This is a genomic window from Haloarchaeobius iranensis (assembly GCF_900103505.1).
Taxonomy (GTDB): domain Archaea; phylum Halobacteriota; class Halobacteria; order Halobacteriales; family Natrialbaceae; genus Haloarchaeobius; species Haloarchaeobius iranensis.
This window is the reverse complement of sequence record NZ_FNIA01000002.1, coordinates 200,201-219,381: the sequence shown is the minus strand read 5'-3', so window position 1 is coordinate 219,381 and position 19,181 is coordinate 200,201. Positions and strand designations below refer to the sequence as shown.

Genomic DNA, 19,181 nt, shown 5'->3' with positions numbered 1-19,181 from the left:
ACCGTTGCCGCACGGAATCAAACGGTGGGTACCGCTCTCAATCAGCGTCGGAGCCGGAGACGGTGCCCGCGTACTTCCGCAGGTCCACGTCGGCGGACACCTCGTCGGGGGAGCCGTAGGGTCGGTTGACGACGATGTCGCCCGCGGTCCCCTTGCCGATGCCGGGGATGGCGGTCAGCTCCTGCAGCGACGCCTCGTTGAAGTCGAGCGGGTACGGTACGCCCGTCACGGACCGGTAGCCGTGGCCCACGACGGCCACGTCGATGGTGCGACCGAGCTCGCGCTCGCCCGGCAGGCCCACGAGCAGCGGGTAGGTGCCGAGCTGCCGGCCGAACGTCGTGCCGTCCTCGTGGTACTCGAGGTGGACGTTCGGGAGCACGGTCCCCGGCGGGGCGAGCCGCTGGAGCATCGGGTTGTCGATCTCCTCGCGCACCTGTTTCTTGTAGCGCTTGAACAGCGACTTGTGCTCGTGGGCGATGTGTGCACCCTCGCTGTTCATCTCCGTCCCCGCGAACGTCATCACCTGCCGGATGTTCACGCGACGGAGCATCAGCCCCTCGTCGTAGACGCGCTGGAGGAACTGCTGGTTCAGCTCGTACGTCTCCTCGCGCTCGTCCTTCAGGCCGTGCAGGAGGTTGATACCCGGCAGTAGCTTGGGCAGTCGCCGTGGCGCGTCGGGACCGGTCGACGGGCCGGTGCCGGGCTCGTCGCCGGGTCGCCAGCCGCCCTCCTCGTTGACGATGCGGACAGCTTCGAAGCACTCCTCGGCGGTGACGTTCAGGTTGTTCGCCTCCTGGACGACCGGGTCGGCGGATTCGAGCCCGAACGCCGCGGTGTCGCCGGGCGTGTTGTGCTTGGCGATGACGCGAATGCCCTCCCGCGATAGCTCCGGCCACTCGACCACCGTGATGGGATTCATGTTGTCGAGGTGGAGGGTTCCCAGGTCGGGCGCGACCTCGCGGATGCCCCCGTACAGCTCGCGGAGGGCGTCCGGCTTCGGCTTCTCGCCGTCGCCGCCGTAGGCGAGGATGTCGGCCTGCCGACCGAGCCGGAAGTGGCGCGCGCCGCGGTCGTACAGCTCCCCGACCTCGCGCACGACGGACTCGGGGGGCCGGAACGACGGGTCGCCGTACAGCGGCTCCGTGCAGAAGGAGCAGCGGTACGGACAGCCACGCGAGGTCTCCATCTCGCAGATGAGGTACTCGGGGTGGTTCGGGTGCTGCTCGACGACGAACGCGCCCTTCGACCCCCAGCGGTCGATCTCCCGGTTGTCCCGCATCCGGTTGTTGAACCCCTCAAGCCCCGATTCGACGAGGTCGTACGCCGCCGCCTCGACGTCGCCCTTCGCCACGAAGTCGTAGTCGAGGTCGTCGCGCTCGGTCTCGGTCGCGCCGGCGTTCTCGTCGCCGACGCCGAACTTCACCGGGCCGCCCATCAGCGTCGTCCCGTCGGCGGTCCAGGCGATCTCGCGCACCTCGTCCGGCTCGGCGGGCTTCCCCCCGACGTAGCTCCCCGGGACGGTCATCCCACCCAGGTAGCAGACGAGGTCCGCGTCGGCTACGTCGGCCCACAGCATCCGGTCGTCGCGCAGCTCGTCGATGGTGTGGTACGTGATGCGCTCCTCGGGGACCCCAGCGTCGACGAGTGCCCCGGCGGTGTACCGGGGGTACGTCGAGATGTACGGCGGTACCCCGAAATGTGCCGGCTCGTCGACGTAGCCGTCGACGATGGTCACGTCGAGCGTAGCGGGGTCAGTCATGGACCGAGATTGCGTCTCGACGGGGAAGAAGTTGACTACACGGCGTCGCGGTCAGACGTAGATGTAGCCCTCGCGGTCGTCGTAGTGGGCCTCGTCGGGGGCGAGTGTGTCGGCAGAGCGCGTCGCCTCGTACGTCGCAACCGCGGCGACGACGGCGTCGAGGGCGTCACCGCCGGGGTTCCCCGTTGCCGTTTCGACGACCGACCGCTCTATCTCGAGGGCATCGACGCTCTGTTCCAGTCCGCAGAGATTCCGCTCTCGTCGACGGCCTTCGGTCTCGCCGGTCCCTTTGTAGCCGGTGCGGTAGAGCCCAAGTCGGCCCAGCGTGCCAGCCGGATAGGCCTCCAGGACGAACGGGCCGTCCTCGGGAGCGGTGTGCCCGTCCGTCTCCATCGGAGCGACTGTCACCGCGTCCCGAACCTCGGAGAGCACCGACACGATACCATGGTAGGTGATGTACTTCCCGACGATACCGTACGGGGGCTGTGCGCCGACGGTCGCATCCGTCTCGCGCTTGCAGTGGACGCAGTCCGTCTCGTCGTTCTCCCGGGCACGGTGGCTGCCCCACGCGCTCAGCGACCGGGGGTCGTCGACCACGTTCCCGTCCCAGTCATCGGCAGGCGGTAGGCCGTCGGGAAACACCTCGACGAACGCCCGCCAGTTCTCGAACTCGTCTCCGAGGACCGCCGCAGGCAGGCCGAACGGGAAATCGAGTCCGACCGCGGTGTCGTCTTCGACCCGGTACTTGTCGCCGTCGCCGGTCTCCCATGCACCCTCCCCGGAGAGGAATCCGACCAGTGCGGCCAGAGCCTCGTTCCTGCGTTTCGGGTCGCCGTCGAACGCCGACTCGACCGTCTCGCAGTGGGTCACGCGTACCCCGCCGTCGTCGACCGCTCCGCGTGCGATCCACGTCTTCCGCCCGGCATTCCGTTCTCCAGCTCCGAAGTCCACCCCGTACACGGTCGACGCCAGTCCCGTCATCGGCCACCTCGGCCGAATACGACCAGGCACGCGACGAGCGCGACCAGTGCGCCAGCCACTCCGAAGCCCGGCGTCGAAGCTCCGCTGTCGTCGGCCGTCGAGGTGTCGGTGGCCCGGGTCTGGGTTGCCGTCTCCGCGACTACTGGGTCGGTTCCCTCGTCGAGTTCGGTCGGGTCGTCGACGCCGTCGCCGTCCGTGTCCACGGCGGTGGGGTCGGTACCGTGCTGGTTCACTTCGGTGCCGTCGTCGAGGCCGTCGCCGTCCGTATCGACAGCGGTCGGGTCGGTGCCGTGCTGGTTCACCTCGGCGCCGTCGTCGAGGCCGTCGCCATCGGTGTCTGCCTCCTGCGGGTCGGTCGCGCCGTCGAACTCCGTTCCGTCCGAGAGTCCGTCGTCGTCCGTGTCCACGGCGGTCGGGTCGGTGTCCGACTCGTGGGCCTCGGTTTCGTCGGTGAGTCCGTCCCCGTCGGTGTCGGCGGCGGTCGGGTCCGAGCCGACGCGCGCCTCGGACCTGTCGCTGAGACCGTCGTCGTCCGTGTCGACGAGCGTGGGGTCCGACCGTCCCGCCAGTTCCTCGTCGTCGGTGAGTCCGTCCCCGTCGGTGTCGGCGGCGGTCGGGTCCGTCCCGAGACCCTCGACCTCGCGCTCGTCGGTGAGCCCGTCCTCGTCGCTGTCGTTGGAGAACGGGTCCGTGCGGGCGGCGTGCTCCTCGGCGTCTGTCAGCCCGTCGTCGTCGGAGTCCAGCGTGGTCGGGGCCGGCGTCGTGAACAGTGCGGGCTCCCGGGGAACCGTCGGGACCGCGCTCGTCAGGACGTACTCGTCGAGCCAGCTCCCGAGTTCTGCCCCACCGACGAGCTGGACGTACGACCGGAACGTCTCGTAGTCGACCCGCTCCGGTTGGCTGTTCATAAGGTAGAACACGTCGGCGAGCGAGTACCGGTCGTCGGACCGCTCGCGTATCTCGGCGTCGAGTGCGGCCAGCACCCGCGCACCCTTGGTGTAGCCGACGCCCTCCTCGTGGCTCTCGGCCAGCACGGCATCGGCGTCCTGGTCGAGGGAGACCGAGCTGTGGAACGACGAGAAATCAGTGGCCCCCCGTCGATAGGCGAGCAGCGAGGCGTAGTAGTCCGCGCTGGCCTCGGTGAACCAGCTCGTCTCCGGCGTGGTCGTGTAGCCCTGTTGGACGTGGACGTACTCGTGCACCCAGGTGTTGCCCGGGCCGTCGACCGTCGAGCCGCGTGACGCCCAGATGTCGCTCCCACCGGGGTGGAGGCCGCCGCCGCGAATCGGTTCCGGTGCGGCGAACGCGTGGACGTCCCCCGTGTCGCCGCCGACGTCCAGTGCCCGCATCGCGTGGGTGATGCTGCCCGTAATCCGTTCGGGATCGGCGGCGAGGTCGGCGTCGTTCGGGACGATGAGCGTCACCGTCCTGCCGCCCACACTCGCGTTGTAGTGTTCGTACGCGCCAGCGAACGCGATGGTGTCGCCGACGGCGAAGTCGGGCGCGAAGCTGGTCCGCGTCCGGAACCGGTCGCCGCTCTCGTACATCTCGTGCCAGCTCTGTGTCTCGGTGCTGTAGTACCGGGCCGTGGCGAAGTATTCGAACAGTGCCCAGTCCGCCGTCTCGACGAAGTCCAGGCCGCCGAACTGCTCGTTCGTCTCGTTGGTCGGGATCTCGACGGTGATGCTCGGGTCAGGCGTCTCCCCGTCCCACCGGTAGAGCGTCTCCTCGCCGTAGCCTTGGACGATGCCGGAGCGGTCGACGACGGTCGGCTCGCCGTGGGTGCTGATCCGGAGACGACCCAGGTCCCGTCCGAATTCGAACGTGAGCGTGACCCTGACCGCACCCAGGTCCGCGGGCGTGCGGTCGACGGCGACCGAGGCGACGACACCGACTTGCTCGTCGTAGGGCGCTGGCGACGCCGCTCCAAGGTGGTTCGTGCTCCCGGTTCGGTCCGTGGGGACGGCGGTCACCGTCCCGGAGAGTGTAGCGACGAAGACGAGGAATGCGATGCACACCCGTGTTCCTTCCATTGGTTCAAGCTTTCATAACCCGGACAAAAACGTTCTGGCCAGCTCCCCCTGGTACCCCGATGTCGAGGGTGCTGTTCGTCCATCAGGACAGCCGACGGGAGCGCATGGACAGGACCACATAGCCGACGAGCGCGACCAGTCCCGAAGCCACGCCGAACCCCGGCGACCCCCCGGACGCCGTGGAAGATGTGCCGGTCGCCATCACGGGCGTGCCGGTCGGCGCAGTCGTCTCCACTGCGGTCGGGGTCGATGTCTCGGTCGCGGGTTCGGTCTCCTCACCCGTCGGGTCCATGCCCCGTTCAACCGCCTCGCCATCCGACACCCCATCACCGTCCGTATCCGGGTCGGTCGGGTCCGACCGGTGCTCGTTGACTTCGGTGCCGTCGTCGAGGCCGTCGTCGTCGGTGTCCACGTCGGTCGGGTCCGCGTCGCGGCTCAGCTCGGCCGCGTCCGGGAGCCCGTCGCCGTCGGTGTCGGGGTCGTTGGGGTCCGAGCCGACGACGCGGACCTCGCGGCTGTCGTTCAGGCCGTCGTCGTCGGTGTCGGTGGCGAACATGTTGCTCCCGGCGCGCTTCTCCTCGGCGTCGGTCAGCCCGTCGCCGTCGGCGTCCCGGTCGGGCCCCGTCGGTGAGTCGTACAGTGACGCGTTCTCGGGTACGTCGGGGACGGCCTCGGTGCGGGCGTACTCGTCGAGCCACGCCCCGGCGGCCTCGCCGCCGGCGGCGACGACGTACTCGCGGAGGTCGTAGTAGGTGACCACGCCGCGGTGGACGTTCACGAGGTAGAACACGTCGGCGAGGCTGTAGTTGCCGCCGGAGCCGCGGCGGATCTGGGCGTCGAGCCCCGCGAGCACGCGGCTGCCCTTCGAGTACGGCGCGTACTCCGAGGTCCAGTGGATGTCGTTGACGAGGACTGACTCTGCGTCGCGGTCGGTCGAGACCGCATCGTGGAAGGCGTCGAAGCCGATGCGGCCCTCGCGGTAGGTCAGGAGGGCGGCGTAGTACTCCGCGCTGGCCTCGGTGAACCACCGCATCTCGGCGTTCGGCCGGAAGCGCTGGCGGGTGTGGAGGTACTCGTGGACCCAGACGTTGTCCGCGTTCTCGGCCTGCATGTCCTCGTGGACCCAGAGGTCGGTGGGCCCGGCCTGGATGCCGCCGCGGCGGATGGGGCCGGGCGCGACGAACAGGCGAACGTCGCGTTCGCTGTCGGTGACGTACAGCTCCGACATCGCGAACGACACCGACTCGAAGACGGTCGCCGGCCCCTCCTGTACTGTCGCCGTCTCGGGGACGACGAGCGTGAGGTTCCGTCCGTTCGCCGTGTGTTCGTAGCGCTGGTGTGGGCCGAGGTACGCCAGTTGCGTGCCGAGGACTGCCTCGTCCGCGACGCGCGTCTCGGTGTCGAACAGCCCCTCGCGCTCCCAGGTGCGGTGCCAGCTGTCGGTCGCGTCGCTGTAGTAGCCCGCGGTGACGCCGTAGTGGACGAGTGCCCACCCGTCGCCCTCGGCGAAGTCGTAGCCGCCGAAGCGGTCGTTCTCCACGTCGCTCGGGATGCGGACGGTCATCGATGGCCGGTCCGTCTCCTCGTCCCAGCGATGGTCCCAGGCGATGGTGGGGGCGTCGACGATACCGTCGCGCGAGAGCAGCGTCGCGTTCTCGGGGATGCTCACGCCCAACGTGCTGACGTCGGAGCTGACCTCGAAGGTGACCGTGACCCGGACCGTCCCGGGGCGGTCCGGTGTCAGTTCAACGTCTACGAGCCGGGTGACGCCGACGCTGCCGTTCGGCGACGGTCCCGGACCGTTCGCTGCTACCCCCTCGGTGCCGGCGGCCGCTGCTGGGCCGTCACCGACCGCGCCGACCGGAACTGCGCTCAGGACGAGGAGCGCGACGATGGCCAGTGCGGCGGTCCGTGGCGGGGTCTGCATTGTATTCGTCTTCGAGCAGCGGGAGAAAAGGGTTCCGCCCTCCGAAAACTGTTTTCCCCTGACGGCCCAAGGTCGGGGCATGCCCGCGACGATGGAGGTCAGGTGTACGGACTCGGACTGCGAGCTCGACATGTTCGAGTTGCACTACACCTACGACATGCCGGACGACGTGACCGTCGAGGAGTTCACCTGCCCGTACTGTGGGACCACCGCCGGTCTGGAGGAGATCGAGCTATGACGATCCGCGAGTTCGGGCGCTCGGTCAGCAACAGCGTCCTGCGCCAGATCGGCCGGGCGGCCTCGCAGGTCCAGGAGAACCGCCCGCTCCCGACGGACCTGCTGGAGAGCGACGACGCCTACCTCGCCGTCTTCGACGCCCCGGGAGCGACCCACGCCGACGTCCAGGTCCGCTACGACGACGGCGCGGTGAAGGTCCGCCTCGACCGCTTCCGGGAGTTCCACGAGGGTTTCGACATGCGCATCCCCGGCCGGGGGATGGCGCTCGACGGCCAGGTCAAGCTCCCGGCCGACGCGCTGGTCGACGCCGAGTCCGCCACCGCGACGCTCCGCAAGAACGGCACGCTGGAGGTCGAGGTCCCCAAGGCCGTCCCCGACGGAGACGAGGCCAGCGATGCCGGCGACACCGACACCGTGACCATCGCCGAACCCGACGACGGCACGGACGACGGCAGTGACGACGACCCGGAGACGAGTGCGGACGACGCCGGCGAGACGTGACCCCCGCGGGTGACGAGGCTTCGGGGAACCGGTCGTTTCTGCAGACGCGACGGGCAACGATGCGACGAGCTGCCGGCACGGCGCTCCTCGGGAGCCTCGCCTCGACCGCCGGCTGCCTCGGCGGCTCCGGTGGCGACACGTGGGATGCCGGCCGCGAGGGGAGCCTCCAGCCCTGGCTCTACGACCCCGCGAGCTACCGCGAGGACGTGACCGACTACGTCGTCGGCTACTGGGAGCCAGCGACGTTCGCAGCCAGCCAGGACGCCCTCAGGGAGAGCGCCGGCCGGGTCCAGCGCTACCACGCCGCCGCGCCCGAGAATGTCGAGTTCACGGTCGAGCTCGGCGGCGCGAGCGACTCGGGCGGGCTCCCGTACGTGCTCGTCTCGCGGGGCTCGTTCGACGCCGAGACGGTCCGTGACTCCCTGACGGCGGAGTTCGAGCGCGTCGGCACCCTCGGCGACAGGCCCCTGTACGGCGACGGAACGGACGCCTTCGCTGTCGTCGCCGACGGCGAGCTGGTGTTCGTCCGCGGCCTCTCGCGCGCCGACGCCGAGTCGTACGTGACGGGGTCGCGCTCGTTCGCCAGCGACGACGACCGCCTCGCGAGCTTCTTCGACACCGTCGGCGTCGGCGCGAACGCCGGGTTCCGGCTGAGCACCGACGACGATGGGACGCCGACGCTGCACGGTCACGCCTACCGGGTCGACGGCGGGACCACGACCGCCCGGGCGCTCAGGGTCCCCGGCGTCGACGAGGCCCGCGGGGAGGAACTCACCTCGTACCTCGACCAGGTCCAGTCGTCGGTCGACCGCCTGCGGTCCGCGTCGGTCGAGTACGACGCCGAGCGCGTGCTGCTTGACCTCAAGTTCGCCACCGCGCAGGCTCCCTTCGGCGTGGACCCGCTGTCGAACTTCGGACTCCGGTGACGGGTGGCAATCACCGGAAAGACCCCAAAATTATCGGAATTCGTATATATACCTGCAGCGACGGCAGTTCCTGCGGCTGGCTGGCGCTTCCGCGACCGGCGGCCTGGCGACGGGCTGTTCGACGGACCACGACGTGTACACGCTCGTCGACCTGTCGATGCGGACCGAGGCGGCACCGTTCGGTTCCGACCCCACGAGTGACCTAAACACCTGACGTCGACGCTACTCCTCGACGACCATCCCCTCGACGACCTCGAACGACTCGTCGCCGTCGAACCTCGTGGGCGCGAAGGCTTCGATACCCTCGCCACCCAGCAGCTCCGCAGCGACCGCCTCGCCCAGCGCCGGAGCGCGCATGAAGCCGTGCCCCTGGAAGCCGGTCGCGACGAACAGCCCATCACGGAGCTCGCCGAGCAGCGGGTCGCGGTCGGGCGTCGCCGTGCAGAGGCCGGCCCAGGCGCGCTCGACCGAGGCCTCCCGGCCGGTGCGCCCGGCGACCGCCGCGACCGCGCCGTCGACGAACCAGTCGTCGGCCGCCCGTCGCCAGTCGTCTGGGTCGGCCTCGCGCTCCTCGGTGCCGTCGCCGACGAGCAGGCCGTCGGGATGCGGGCGGAGGTAGACGCCGGCGGTCGCGTCGTAGCAGACGGGCACGTCCCGGTCGAAGCCCGCGGTGAGTGCCTGCACGCGGTAGGGCTTCATCGCGATGGGGACCCCGGCGTCGGCGAGCAGCCGCTTCGTGTGCGCGCCGGCCGCGACGAGCACGGCGTCGAACGCCTCCCGCTCGCCGTCGTCGGAGACGACCGCCGGCCCGTCGTCGCCGTCATCGTTCGTCGCCACCCGAACCGGCGTCGCCTCCCGAATCGTCGCGCCCTCCTCGGCGGCCAGCGACGCGAGCAGCGGCGGGTAGGTCGCGGGGTCGACCACGCCCGCGTCCCGCGCCACTGCGGCGACCGCCACGTCGTCAGTCCGGAGGGTGGGGAACGCCGCCGCGAGGCCGTCGGGGTCGAGCAGCGTCACGTCGCGGTCGTTGGCACGCATCCGGGGCACCTGCTCGCGGATGGCGTCCGCGCGGCGGTCGTCGCCCTCGCGGGCGAGCCAGACGTACGGCGTCCCCTCGAAGGCGAAGTCGCCGCGCCCGTCGAATTCGCGGAACCGCTCGATTGCGCGGGCCGCCACCCGGGCGTCCCGGTCCTCCGCGAAGGCGTCGTAGCAGATGCCCGCGGCGCGGCCGCTGCTGCCGCCGGCGACGTGCCCGGCCTCGAACAGCGTGACGGCGACGCCGTGGCGCGAGAGGTCGTAGGCGGCCGTCGCGCCGACCGCACCGCCACCGACGACGGCGACGGTCTCGGGCGCACCGTCGGTCTGGAGGTCCCGGTCCGCGGGGAGACTCATCGGTGCTCCTCCGGCAGCAACGCCTCGAAGGGCTGGGCCACCAGCCAGTCCACCAGCGCGTCCAGCTCGTCCGTCGCCTGCTCGAACAGCCGAGCGCCCGCCTCGGCCGAGCCGCGGGTGGGCCGGCCCACGGCACCGGAGTCCGAGAAGTCGGCGGTGTCGAAGCCGACGCTCGCGCCGTGGACTGACCGCCCCCACGAGTCGGCCGCGCCCGCCTCGGCCTCCGCCAGGCGCTCCTCGCGGACGAGGTCGGGGGCGACGTGGGCGACCATGCTCGTCTCCAGCTCGTCCGCGTGGCCGATGCCGGCCTCGCCGAACAGCTCCTCGTCGAGGCCGTCGAGGTTCGACCACCAGGCCCACGGTGCGGCGAAGGCCAGCTCCTCCCGGCGGAGTCGGCGCGCCGCGCGGGTGATCGCGTCCGTGTTCCCGCCGTGGCCGTTGACGACGACTGCCTTCCGGACGCCGTGGCTGGCGACGCTCGCGAGCGTGTCGGCCACGTAGTCCTCGAACGTCTCCGGGGCGGTCCAGAGCGTGCCGTCGAACTGGCGATGGTGCTCGCTCACGCCGACCGGCAGGGTGGGGAGGACGAGCGTGTCGTCGCGGTCCGCGAGGGTGTCGGCCACCGCCTCGGCGGCCATGAAGTCCGTGCCGAGCGGCAGTGCCGGCCCGTGCTGTTCGACGCTTCCGACTGGGAGGACGGCGACCTCGGGCGTGTCACCGAGGCTCGCCGTCGTCTGGTCTGCGAGGCGCATAGCCGGGAGTGCGCCCGGCGCTCAGTTAAAGAACTCGTCCAGCCCGCGGGCGGGGTAGCCGACGACGTAGTCGGCACCGAGCTCGTGGAGCTCGTCGACCCGGTCGCGAACCGTCGCCGCGTCGCCGACGAGCGCGAAGTCGCGGCTCGCCTTCAGCAGCACCTCGCGAGCGCGGCCGGTCGCCGAGGCGTCGGTCGCGCAGTCGTCGGGGAGCGCGCGGGCGACGCTGCCGCGCCGGCTGATGTAGCCGCCGACCCCGTCGAGGATGGCGTCGTCGTCGCTGGCGAGCACCGTGGGCGCGTAGACGGCTATCTCGCCGTCGTAGCCGGCCGCGCGCAGCGACTTCAGGTCGCGGTCGGTCGACCGCGAGAGCAGGTCGAACTGCGTGCCGCCGGCCGCGAGGGCGACGCGCTCGACGCCCTCGGTGCCGACCCAGGCGTCGTCAGCGACCGTCCGGGCGGCCCCGAGTCGGGGCGCGATGGCACGGCCGGCCTCGCGCTCGGTCAGGTACGCGCCGTGACCGGCGACCAGCACGCGCCCGACATCGTCGGGCAGCTCTCGCGCCAGCGAGTCGTCGCCGAGGGGGTCGAACCCGTCGGCGCGCACGGGCGTCGTCACCCGGACCGCGGACTCGTCGGCGAGTTCGCGCAGGACGTTCGCGTCCGGCAGGTGGTCTCGACCCTCGTAGTCGACGACGAGCAGGTCGGCGTCGAGGTCGACGGCGTCGGCGATGTCGACCTCGGCGGGCTTGAGCGCGATGCCGTCGAGCCCCGTGCGGGCGACGGTCGCGCCGCTGGTCAACATCGGCGATCACCTCGAACGGCGTCGATGCGGCTCAGGAGAAGTAGGCTATCGGTCGAATGGAACGCGACCCATCGTCTTGTGGACCATGTACTCGTGTCCAGGTCTCGATGCAGTATAAACGTGTCGGACAGCGCGAAGACCTGCCGGCTGGTGGGTCGCGGGAGACGCCGGTTCAGGCGGGGGACCACTCGCAGCAGGTCCCCGTCGTCAGCCCCTCGTCGTCGATGTAGGCGGCGAGACAGGCGTAGTTGCAGAACGCGCGCTCCTCACTGCCCTCCTCCCGGGCGTACACCGGGTCGTGACGCTCGACGGTGCTCTCGCAGTACACACATGGCGTGGACATAGCTGGCTCCACGGCCGCCGCCGGGAAGAGTGGTCAGGCCTCACACCCGTCGGTCGACCCGTTCGGGCGCGCGCCAGTCCGTCGTCAGTTCGAGCAGTTGGACGAGGATGCGGGCGGTCGCGCCCCAGACGGTGAAGCCGTCGACGGTGAAGTAGTGGATGACGATGTCGCCGTAGTACGGGTGGTCGCGCCGCTCGTAGCGGTAGTTCTCGGGGTCGAGCAGCGCGTCGACCGCCAGCAGGGCGACCTCGGCGACCTCCCGCTCGTCGGGGTGGTACTCGCGGTCCGGGACGTAGCCGACGAACGGCGTGACGGCGTACTCCGTGATCGTTCGGATGTCGTCGACGCGGCCGACGAGTTCGACCTCCTCGGGGAGCAGGCCGATCTCCTCGTAGGCCTCGCGCAGCGCGGTCTCCTCGATGTCGGCGTCGCCGGGCTCGTAGCCCCCGCCGGGGAAGCTCATCTGTCCGGCGTGCTTGCCGAGGTCCTCGGAGCGCTTGGTGAAAATGAGGAACAGCCGGTCGTCGCGCTCGACGACCGGAATGAGCACGCCGGCGTCCCGCGGCTCGTCGTCCACGGAACGGGGGCTGAACTCGGCGACACGACGCAGGTCCATCGCCAGCGGCTACGGCCTGCGGCCCTAAAGCGTTCACTCTCCGCGTCGGCTTTGCACCGACGGACTCCCCGCCGCCCTACCACTGCAGGTAGTCGGCGACGAGCAGCGCGACGAGTGTCGCGGCGAGGACCGCCGCCGTCGGAACGACGCCGTCGGTGACGGTCGCGGTGACCACGCCGGCGAGCAGTCCGACGACGAACAGTCCGCCTGTCCGCCACGTGAACAGCCGTTCGACTCGGAGCTCCATACCGGAACGACGGTCGTGACGCCCAAAAGTGTGCCAGCTCCCCCGCGAACCGACCGTCGGACGTGGCTACAGTCGCGCGTCCAGCCGGCTCCGGACGGCCGTGCAGTCGACTGGCGCCCACGCCTCCAGGTCGTAGGTCACGTCGAGTAGCTCGTGGGCGCGCGCCTCGTTTGCGCCGGCGAGTGCGGCGGTCGCCTCCTCGGCAAGCCGCTCGCGGACCTGTTCGCCGAGTGCCGCGCGGTCGACCTCCCGCGGCTCGACGTCCATGATGTGCGGGAGGTCATCGCCGTGAGGTGGCTCCTCGGGGAACGCCCGAGGCCCTGCGACGTACAGCGTGCGCTCGCCGTCGTCGTAGGCGACGATGTGGTACGCTTCGGTGGCGTCGTCGACCCAGCCCTGGACGGTCTCGGCGTCGACGTCTTCGCCGGCGCGGAACGCGACCTCCTCGACCGCCCGCCGCAGCTCCGCGCGGGTCAGGCCGCCGAAGGTGTCCACGACGCCGGCGAGCTCGTCCTCACTCAGGCGCATGTCGGGTGCCACGGGCGACGGGGTAAAGACTCATTCGACCAGCTCGTCGCTGGCCTCGCGTGCGGCCGCGGCAACGTCAGCCGGCTCGAACGACACGTCGGTCCAGGCCGGGAGTCGGGTGTCGGTGTGGGGAGCATGCACGGAGCCGGCGTAGGCCGCGACCTGCTCGCGCTCGCCGGCGGCGTCGTAGTCGAGACCGTTGAAGCGCGCGTCGGCGGCGTACTGGCGGACCAGCCCGTCGGCGGTCTCGCGGTAACGGTCGGGCAGCGTCTCGAAGTCGGGTTCCAGTCCGTGGTCGTCGAGCGCGTTGAACAGCGCCTGACCGACCTGGTCGGCCATGTCCGAGAGGCCCGTCGGCCCCGACACCGACCGGTGGTCGTGCTCGTGCTTCCCGAGGTCGACCTGCGCCGTGCCGGCGAAGCCGGCGTGCTCGTAGGCGTCCGAGAGCATCCCCACCTCCAGCCCGAAGGCGCGCTGGGCGCGCACCTCGCTGGCGAGGTCGGCGGTCATGGCGAACTCACCGGCGAGCGCGTAGCGGAAGGCGTCGAGGTAGTCGAGGAACGGGTGGTCGTGTGCGTCGTCGAGCGCGCGCACCAGCGGCGTGAAGAACAGCCGGAACAGCCGGCCGTAGAGCTGGTTGTTCTCGACGCGGGCGTAGTAGCCCTTCGAGAACTCGAACTCGCCGGCGACCGGCGCGAGCAGCCGGGGGACGTGGCGCTCGGAGTAGGTCTTCGCGTCGGCGTCGTGGACGACGACGTAGTCCGCGGCCTCGGCGGCGACGCCGAGCGCGAGCCAGACGTCGCGGCCCTTCCCGAAGCCGTTGTCGAGGCCATGGTCCGCCAGCAGGTCGGTGACGCGGTCCGCCGAGCACCACAGCAGCTCCACCTCGAGGTCGAACGAGTCGAGCCACTCGTGGAAGTCAGACACGCGCTCGGGTGGCGCGCGCAACGGCACGACGACCGCGGCGGGGTCGACCTCGGCGAGCGTCGTCAGCACGCGCTCGGCGGCCAGCCCGGCGTACTCCCGTTCGGTCATCGGGACGACGACGGCCGCGCGGTCGGTCGGCGCGTCCGGCGTCGGGTCGGCGAGGTCGTGCAGCGTGGCGACCCGCTCCTGGACGTACTCCATCGACCGAGGGTCAGGTCCACAGTCCTAAAACGGCCCCGACTGGGGAACGGGTTACCGCGGCCCGGGGCCGCGCCGGCTCCGACCGCGACCGTGGCCCGGGCTCACGGTTCGGCACCCGAGGGGAGCCGGTCGAGCAGGAACAGCCCGACGAGTCCGGCCAGCACGAGCACGAGCACCGCCGCGAACCCCCGGAACGCGGCGTCGTACCCGATGCCGGCGTCGACGAGCAGGCCGACGGCGACGCTGCCGGTCGCCTGCACGAGCATCATCGACCCGGAGTAGAGCGCGTACGCCGACGCCCGGTTCTCGTCGGGGAGCGAGTCCAGCATGAACGTGTCCATGGCGGGGAACGTGCTGTGGACGATGTAGCCGAGGGCGAGCGTCACCCCGACGAGCGGGAGGAAGCCGCCGACGACCGTGAGCCCGAGCAGCGAGACGACGAAGCCGCCGAGAAGCGCGAGCAGCAGCGGGACGTGGGACACCCGGTCCGCGAGGTCGCCGGTGAGCAGGAACGCCGGGACGCCCGCGAGGAAGACCAGCGTCAGCAGGGTGCGCCCCTGCGCCGCCGACAGGCCCTTGGTGACGGTCATGTACCGCACGTAGAAGTTGAACACGCCGTTCCAGACGAACCCCGTCGCGCCGAGGATGGCCAGCCCGGTGAGGATGATCTTCCACTGCCGCCGGAGCGCCGAGAGCAGGTCGCGGTCCTCCGCACCCGCCACCGGCATCGTCGTCCGCCGCGCGACGACGTAGAAGACGGCCGTCGTGACCGCCGTGACCGCCGCGATGGCGACGAAGACGACCCGCCACGCCTCCGTCTGCCCGAGCACCGGCACCCACCACGCGTCGCGGATGAGCACCAGCCCGACGAACGACGGCGCGGCGACCGCCGCGAGCTGGCTCGACATGCCGTGGACGCCGATCGCGCGGCCGACCCGTCGGGGGAACAGCTCGCTCACCAGCGGGTTCGCTGCGATGAAGTACGCGCCGCTGGCGAGCCCCATGCAGAGCGCGCCGACGTAGACCATCGTCAGCGAGGTCGCCGCGGCGGTGAACGTGGCCGACGCCGTCAACACGAGTCCGGTCCAGCCGACGACGCGGTGCCGGGGGACGCGGGTCAGCACGTAGCCCGTCGGGATGCGCGGGAGGGCGCTGCCGACCCAGGCGAGCGTCGCGATGAGCCCGACCGCCCCCTCGGTGCCGATACCGAACTGCAGACGGAAGGGGTCGAGCAGCGGCGCGAAGACGACCCGCGCGAAGTTCACGAGGAACACCATCGTACAGAGCGAGCCGAACACGCCGAGGCGCCCGTCTCGCCGGTTCTCGGACTCGTTCCGTGGCTGTTCCGTCACGAACGGTGGTACTCCCGGCCCCCGTTCAAACCTTTCGAACCGAAACAGAATTGCCGGCCGTTCGAGGGGGCGTGCAACCGGGGGCTGGCCGACAGCCTACACCCGTCGCGTCCCCGCTCTTGCCAGCGATGTGGTGCGAAGACACCCCGGCCTTTTTCCCGCCCCCCCTCGTACCGTCGGGACATGAAATCGGTCAGGAAGGCCCTCAGGGACGGCACACTGGAGAAGGACACGTACGAGCGGCTCAACTGCGCCGAGTGCAAGAAGACGCTCAAGACGAAGAACGACCCGGACGAGGTGGGCACGGTGCGGGTCTGTCCAGACTGCGGTGGCGAGTGGAAGGAGATCAGGTAGTCACTCGAACGTCGCGTCGAACGCGTCCGCACCCAGCGGCTCGAACCGTCCCGCGTCCACGTTCTCGGCAACGTGTTCGGTTCGGCTCGCGCCGACCAGCGAGGAGGTCACGCCTGGCGCCGACCGAGCGAAGTTTATCGCGCGCTGTACCGACGTCTCGCCAGCGACGCGTGCATCCACGTCTTCGGGGAGCCCGTCCGCGAGGTCGCCCTGCAGTATCGACGCGCTCGTGAACACGTCGAGGTCCGCCTCGTGTGCCAGCCGGAGCGTGCTCACCGGGCCGTCCGCGGCGGGCTGTGACTCCACGGTGAACCCGTCGGCCATGTGGACGTTGAACGGGAGCTGTACCGCGCGGAAGTGCGTCGCCGCGTTCCCCGCTGCCTCCGCCGCCGACCGCGCCCGTGCGATAACTTCTGCCAGCGAGAGGTACGACTCGTGGTCCGCCGGCACCCGGAAGCACTCCCACGAGGCCACCCCGTAGTGGTCGATGTCGCCCGCCGCCGCACGCTCCTCCAGCCGCTCGAACGCCGCCTCCAGCCGGTCGTACACCGTCTCGCGGTCGTGCTCAGCGAGCTGTGTCTCCGGGTTGTGGACGTAGTAGAGGTCGATGGTGTCGAGGTCCAGGTTCGCCAGCGACCGGTCCAGCTGGTCGTCGAGGAACGCCGGCGCCATGCAGTGGCTTCCCCGGACCAGCTCGTCCGGGTCGACGATGCCGGTGTCGACGTACTCGGACTGGATGTACGCCCCCGGGTCAGCCGGCCGCGAGCCGTCGAACGGGACGAACCCGCCCTTCGTCGACACGAGGACGGCGTCGCGGTCCACGTCCGAGTCCGCGAGCGCCCGCCCGACCACCCGCTCCGAGCGCTGACACCGGTAGTTGATGGCCGTGTCGACGACGTTCACGCCCGTCGCCAGCGCCTCCGTGATGGCGTCGTGGTACCGCTCGTCGACCTCGTCGGTCGGCTCGCCGAGGTACGTGCCGACGCCGATGCTCGACACCAGGCCGTCACCGAATCGTCGGTAGAACGTCCGCGCGAAGGCCTCGTGGAACTCGTCGCGGTAGGCCCACGACGCATTGCTGGTGACCATGCGTGGACGTTGTCGTGTGGTGGTGAAAAGGAGCGCGTTCGAGGCCGCGTGTCGTCGGTCGGGGTCGTGCCGTCTGAGCCAGCCGACTACCCTCTCGACCCGGCCATCGCGTCGAACAGCCGGCGCTTGAAGTCGTCACGGGAGACGCCGTCGGAGGGGCCGAGGCCCTCCATGTGCTCCTTCGAGAGCTGGCCGCCGCCCATGCGGGCGTGGCCGCCGGCGTCCGCCATCGGGATGTCCGCGACGACAGCGCGCAGCGCCTCGCCCATGTGGATGCGGTCGTCGCGCGACCGGCCTGACATGTGGACAGTGTCGTCCTGTTCGCCGAACACGACGACCGCGCTCACGCCTTCGAGGTGCATCAGCTCGTCGGCGGCCTGCGGGATGGCGTCGACGTTCGGGATGGCGCCGAGGTCACAGACGGCGAAGGGGCCGTCCACGTCCTTCTCGACGATGGCCTTCGCCTTCGTCTTGAGCACCTCGTCGGGGACCTGCGGATTGGCGATGCGGTCGAGCAGGTCCTCGTTGACGGCCGGGTAGAGGTACGCGCTGGCGTCGAACTCGGCCGCCGAGCAGCCCTTCGTCAGGTCGTTCGTGTCGGAGAGGATGCCGTAGACGAGCCCGGTGGCGGTCTTCGAGTCGAGTGCGAGGCCCTCGTCGCCGTTGCCGTGGCTGGCGTCGAGGTCCTCGAAGTACTCCGCGAAGATGGTCGCACACGCGCCGTAGTCGGTCCGGATGTCGGTGTGGTCGGTGCCGGTGCCGTTGCCGGGGTGGTGGTCGACGACCGCGTACGGCTCGACGCCCTGGGCACCCTGGAACCCACGTGCCGTGTTGTGGTCCACGAGAACGACCGTGTCCGATGCGAGGTCGCCTGCGGTCTCGATCTGTTCGAGGTCGAGGTCGAGCACGGTGCGGAACGCGCGGTTCTCCTGATGGCGAATCTCGCCGGGATACTGGAGGTAGGCGTCTGCGCCCGCGTGTTCACAGAGGTCTGCGGCGGCCATCCCGGCGGCCATCGCGTCCGGGTCCGGGTTCGGGTGCAGCAGTATCGAAACCTCGTCGACACCACGGATGGCTCGCTCGAATCGCTCGCCTGGCGACCGACGAAGCCGCTGGACGCCGGCCAGTCCCGCGCCGGCCCCCAGAACCACCGCGAGCAGTACACCGGCAGCCATCATCGGGTCGTTCGTGGCTGCGTCAACGGCGTTGGCGGCGGTTATCGAGGCCGGGGTGACAGCGAACCCCATACCCCACGTCTCACATCGGACGAGTAAGAAGGTTCCCACTCGGTCACTCCACCCGATACTCCCCGACAGCGGCGCGATAGCCGGCCCGGAACGTCGGATACCGGAGCTCGTAGCCGAGCTCGCGGAGCCGCTCGTTCGAGCAGCGCTTCGACGTCCGGATGCGTCGTTTCGCCGCGTCGGAGAGTCCGGGGTCGGCGAGCCGGTCCGCCTTGGTCTGCTTCGGCGGCTCCGGGACGTCGCACTGCTCCGCGAGCCAGTCGGCGAACGCCCACTTCGAGACGGGTTCGTCGTCGACGACCTGCACGACCGCACCACGGGCGAGGTCGTCCGCCAGCAGGAATCGGACCGACCCGGCCGCGTCGTCCCGATGGACCATGTTGAGGTAGCCCTCCGTGACCGGCCCGGACAGGTAGCGCTCCAGCCGGTAGCGGTCGGGGCCGTACAGCCCGGCGAAGCGCGCGACGGTGCCGTCGATACCGTGGGTCTCCCCCGCGTCCAGCGCCAGGTCCTCGGCCGCGACGAGCACCTCGGTCTTCGGCGTCGTCGGGTCGAGCGGCGTCGACTCGTCCACCCAGTCGCCGTCGTGGTCGCCGTGGACGCCCGTGCTGGAGGTGTAGACCAGACGGTCGGGAGGCGACTCGCGGGCGGCGAAGTGGTCGAGGACGGTCCGCAGCCCGTCGACGTAGATGCGGCGCGCGGCGTCGGCACCGCGCCCGCCGGTGCTCGCGGCGAAGACGACGGCGTCCACGTCCGGGACGGTCGTGAGGCTCTCGTCGTCGGTGAGGTCGGCTTCGACCGCCTCGAACCCCGCCGCCTCGATGGCCGCCAGCCCGTCGGCCGAGCGCCTGACCCCGACCGCGTCGTGTCCCGCCTCGGTCAGCTGTCGTCCCAGTTCGATACCGACGTAGCCGCAGCCGAGAATCGCGACGCGCATGCCCGTCGGTAGGGTGGGCGAGCGGTTAGGC

Annotated in this window: 20 protein-coding genes; 4 read left to right on the top strand and 16 right to left on the bottom strand. The window is 70.6% G+C overall.

What is annotated here, in order from left to right:
• Positions 1-37 precede the first annotated feature (37 nt).
• The 4 genes from BLT27_RS02560 to BLT27_RS02545 form a co-directional block, all read right to left on the bottom strand.
• Positions 38-1,759 (bottom strand): radical SAM protein, encoded by a 1,722-nt coding sequence (locus BLT27_RS02560; protein ID WP_089731463.1) that lies wholly within the window; start codon positions 1,757-1,759, stop codon positions 38-40.
• Positions 1,760-1,810: 51 nt separating this feature from the next.
• Positions 1,811-2,740: a DUF429 domain-containing protein gene (locus BLT27_RS02555; protein WP_089731462.1), complete on the bottom strand. Its 930-nt coding sequence runs from the start codon at positions 2,738-2,740 to the stop codon at positions 1,811-1,813.
• Entirely contained in the window at positions 2,737-4,773 is a 2,037-nt protein-coding gene (locus tag BLT27_RS02550) for a hypothetical protein (RefSeq protein WP_089731461.1), read from the bottom strand. Before BLT27_RS02550 ends, BLT27_RS02555 begins: the two co-directional genes overlap by 4 nt.
• An 82-nt stretch (positions 4,774-4,855) precedes the next feature.
• Positions 4,856-6,700 carry a hypothetical protein gene (locus BLT27_RS02545; protein WP_089731460.1) on the bottom strand — a complete coding sequence of 615 codons (1,845 nt, stop codon included), beginning with the start codon at positions 6,698-6,700 and terminating at the stop codon, positions 4,856-4,858.
• A 79-nt stretch (positions 6,701-6,779) separates the two neighbouring features.
• Here BLT27_RS02545 and BLT27_RS19580 point away from each other — a divergent pair, with 79 nt between their 5' ends.
• From BLT27_RS19580 to BLT27_RS02535, 3 genes are read left to right on the top strand one after another with little or no spacing between them, the layout of a single operon-like run.
• Positions 6,780-6,938: a DUF7559 family protein gene (locus BLT27_RS19580; RefSeq protein ID WP_175526350.1), complete on the top strand. Its 159-nt coding sequence runs from the start codon at positions 6,780-6,782 to the stop codon at positions 6,936-6,938.
• Positions 6,935-7,438: an Hsp20/alpha crystallin family protein gene (locus BLT27_RS02540; RefSeq protein ID WP_089731459.1), complete on the top strand. Its 504-nt coding sequence runs from the start codon at positions 6,935-6,937 to the stop codon at positions 7,436-7,438. The genes BLT27_RS19580 and BLT27_RS02540 overlap by 4 nt, the downstream gene beginning before the upstream one ends.
• 59 nt (positions 7,439-7,497) lie before the next feature.
• Complete coding sequence (locus BLT27_RS02535; protein WP_089731458.1) at positions 7,498-8,364, top strand: hypothetical protein; 867 nt, start codon at positions 7,498-7,500, stop codon at positions 8,362-8,364.
• Positions 8,365-8,586: 222 nt separating this feature from the next.
• Here BLT27_RS02535 and BLT27_RS02530 read toward each other — a convergent pair whose 3' ends face one another.
• From BLT27_RS02530 to BLT27_RS02500, 9 genes are all read right to left on the bottom strand, one after another.
• The gene (locus BLT27_RS02530) at positions 8,587-9,756 is read right to left on the bottom strand and encodes an NAD(P)/FAD-dependent oxidoreductase (RefSeq protein ID WP_089731457.1); all 1,170 of its coding nucleotides are present in this window, start codon (positions 9,754-9,756) and stop codon (positions 8,587-8,589) included.
• On the bottom strand, positions 9,753-10,508 hold the full coding sequence (locus BLT27_RS02525; protein WP_089731456.1) for a creatininase family protein: 756 nt from the start codon (positions 10,506-10,508) through the stop codon (positions 9,753-9,755). The genes BLT27_RS02530 and BLT27_RS02525 overlap by 4 nt, the downstream gene beginning before the upstream one ends.
• A gap of 21 nt (positions 10,509-10,529) precedes the next feature.
• On the bottom strand, positions 10,530-11,312 hold the full coding sequence (locus BLT27_RS02520) for a DUF7388 family protein (RefSeq protein ID WP_089731455.1): 783 nt from the start codon (positions 11,310-11,312) through the stop codon (positions 10,530-10,532).
• A 172-nt stretch (positions 11,313-11,484) separates the two neighbouring features.
• Entirely contained in the window at positions 11,485-11,655 is a 171-nt protein-coding gene (locus tag BLT27_RS19575; RefSeq protein ID WP_175526349.1) for a hypothetical protein, read from the bottom strand.
• A gap of 40 nt (positions 11,656-11,695) precedes the next feature.
• Complete coding sequence (locus tag BLT27_RS02515) at positions 11,696-12,271, bottom strand: NUDIX hydrolase (RefSeq protein ID WP_089731454.1); 576 nt, start codon at positions 12,269-12,271, stop codon at positions 11,696-11,698.
• A 76-nt stretch (positions 12,272-12,347) separates the two neighbouring features.
• Positions 12,348-12,518 carry a hypothetical protein gene (locus BLT27_RS19570; protein ID WP_175526348.1) on the bottom strand — a complete coding sequence of 57 codons (171 nt, stop codon included), beginning with the start codon at positions 12,516-12,518 and terminating at the stop codon, positions 12,348-12,350.
• A gap of 66 nt (positions 12,519-12,584) precedes the next feature.
• Positions 12,585-13,046: a DUF7109 family protein gene (locus tag BLT27_RS02510; RefSeq protein WP_089731453.1), complete on the bottom strand. Its 462-nt coding sequence runs from the start codon at positions 13,044-13,046 to the stop codon at positions 12,585-12,587.
• 30 nt (positions 13,047-13,076) lie between these two features.
• Complete coding sequence (locus tag BLT27_RS02505; protein WP_089731452.1) at positions 13,077-14,174, bottom strand: glycosyltransferase family protein; 1,098 nt, start codon at positions 14,172-14,174, stop codon at positions 13,077-13,079.
• A 101-nt stretch (positions 14,175-14,275) separates the two neighbouring features.
• Positions 14,276-15,526, bottom strand: coding sequence for an MFS transporter (locus tag BLT27_RS02500; RefSeq protein ID WP_368086018.1), 1,251 nt, complete (start codon positions 15,524-15,526; stop codon positions 14,276-14,278).
• 183 nt (positions 15,527-15,709) lie between these two features.
• Here BLT27_RS02500 and BLT27_RS19565 point away from each other — a divergent pair, with 183 nt between their 5' ends.
• Positions 15,710-15,880 (top strand): HVO_0758 family zinc finger protein, encoded by a 171-nt coding sequence (locus BLT27_RS19565; RefSeq protein ID WP_175526347.1) that lies wholly within the window; start codon positions 15,710-15,712, stop codon positions 15,878-15,880.
• Here BLT27_RS19565 and BLT27_RS02495 read toward each other — a convergent pair whose 3' ends face one another.
• The 3 genes from BLT27_RS02495 to BLT27_RS02485 all read right to left on the bottom strand — a co-directional run bounded on the left by BLT27_RS02495 (position 15,881) and on the right by BLT27_RS02485 (position 19,150).
• Positions 15,881-16,969 (bottom strand): aldo/keto reductase, encoded by a 1,089-nt coding sequence (locus BLT27_RS02495; RefSeq protein ID WP_089731451.1) that lies wholly within the window; start codon positions 16,967-16,969, stop codon positions 15,881-15,883.
• A gap of 86 nt (positions 16,970-17,055) precedes the next feature.
• On the bottom strand, positions 17,056-18,216 hold the full coding sequence (locus BLT27_RS02490) for a DHH family phosphoesterase (RefSeq protein ID WP_089731450.1): 1,161 nt from the start codon (positions 18,214-18,216) through the stop codon (positions 17,056-17,058).
• Positions 18,217-18,259: 43 nt separating this feature from the next.
• A complete protein-coding gene (locus BLT27_RS02485; RefSeq protein ID WP_089731449.1) occupies positions 18,260-19,150 on the bottom strand; it encodes an SDR family oxidoreductase in 891 nt (296 codons plus the stop codon).
• Between the last annotated feature and the right edge of the window lie 31 nt (positions 19,151-19,181).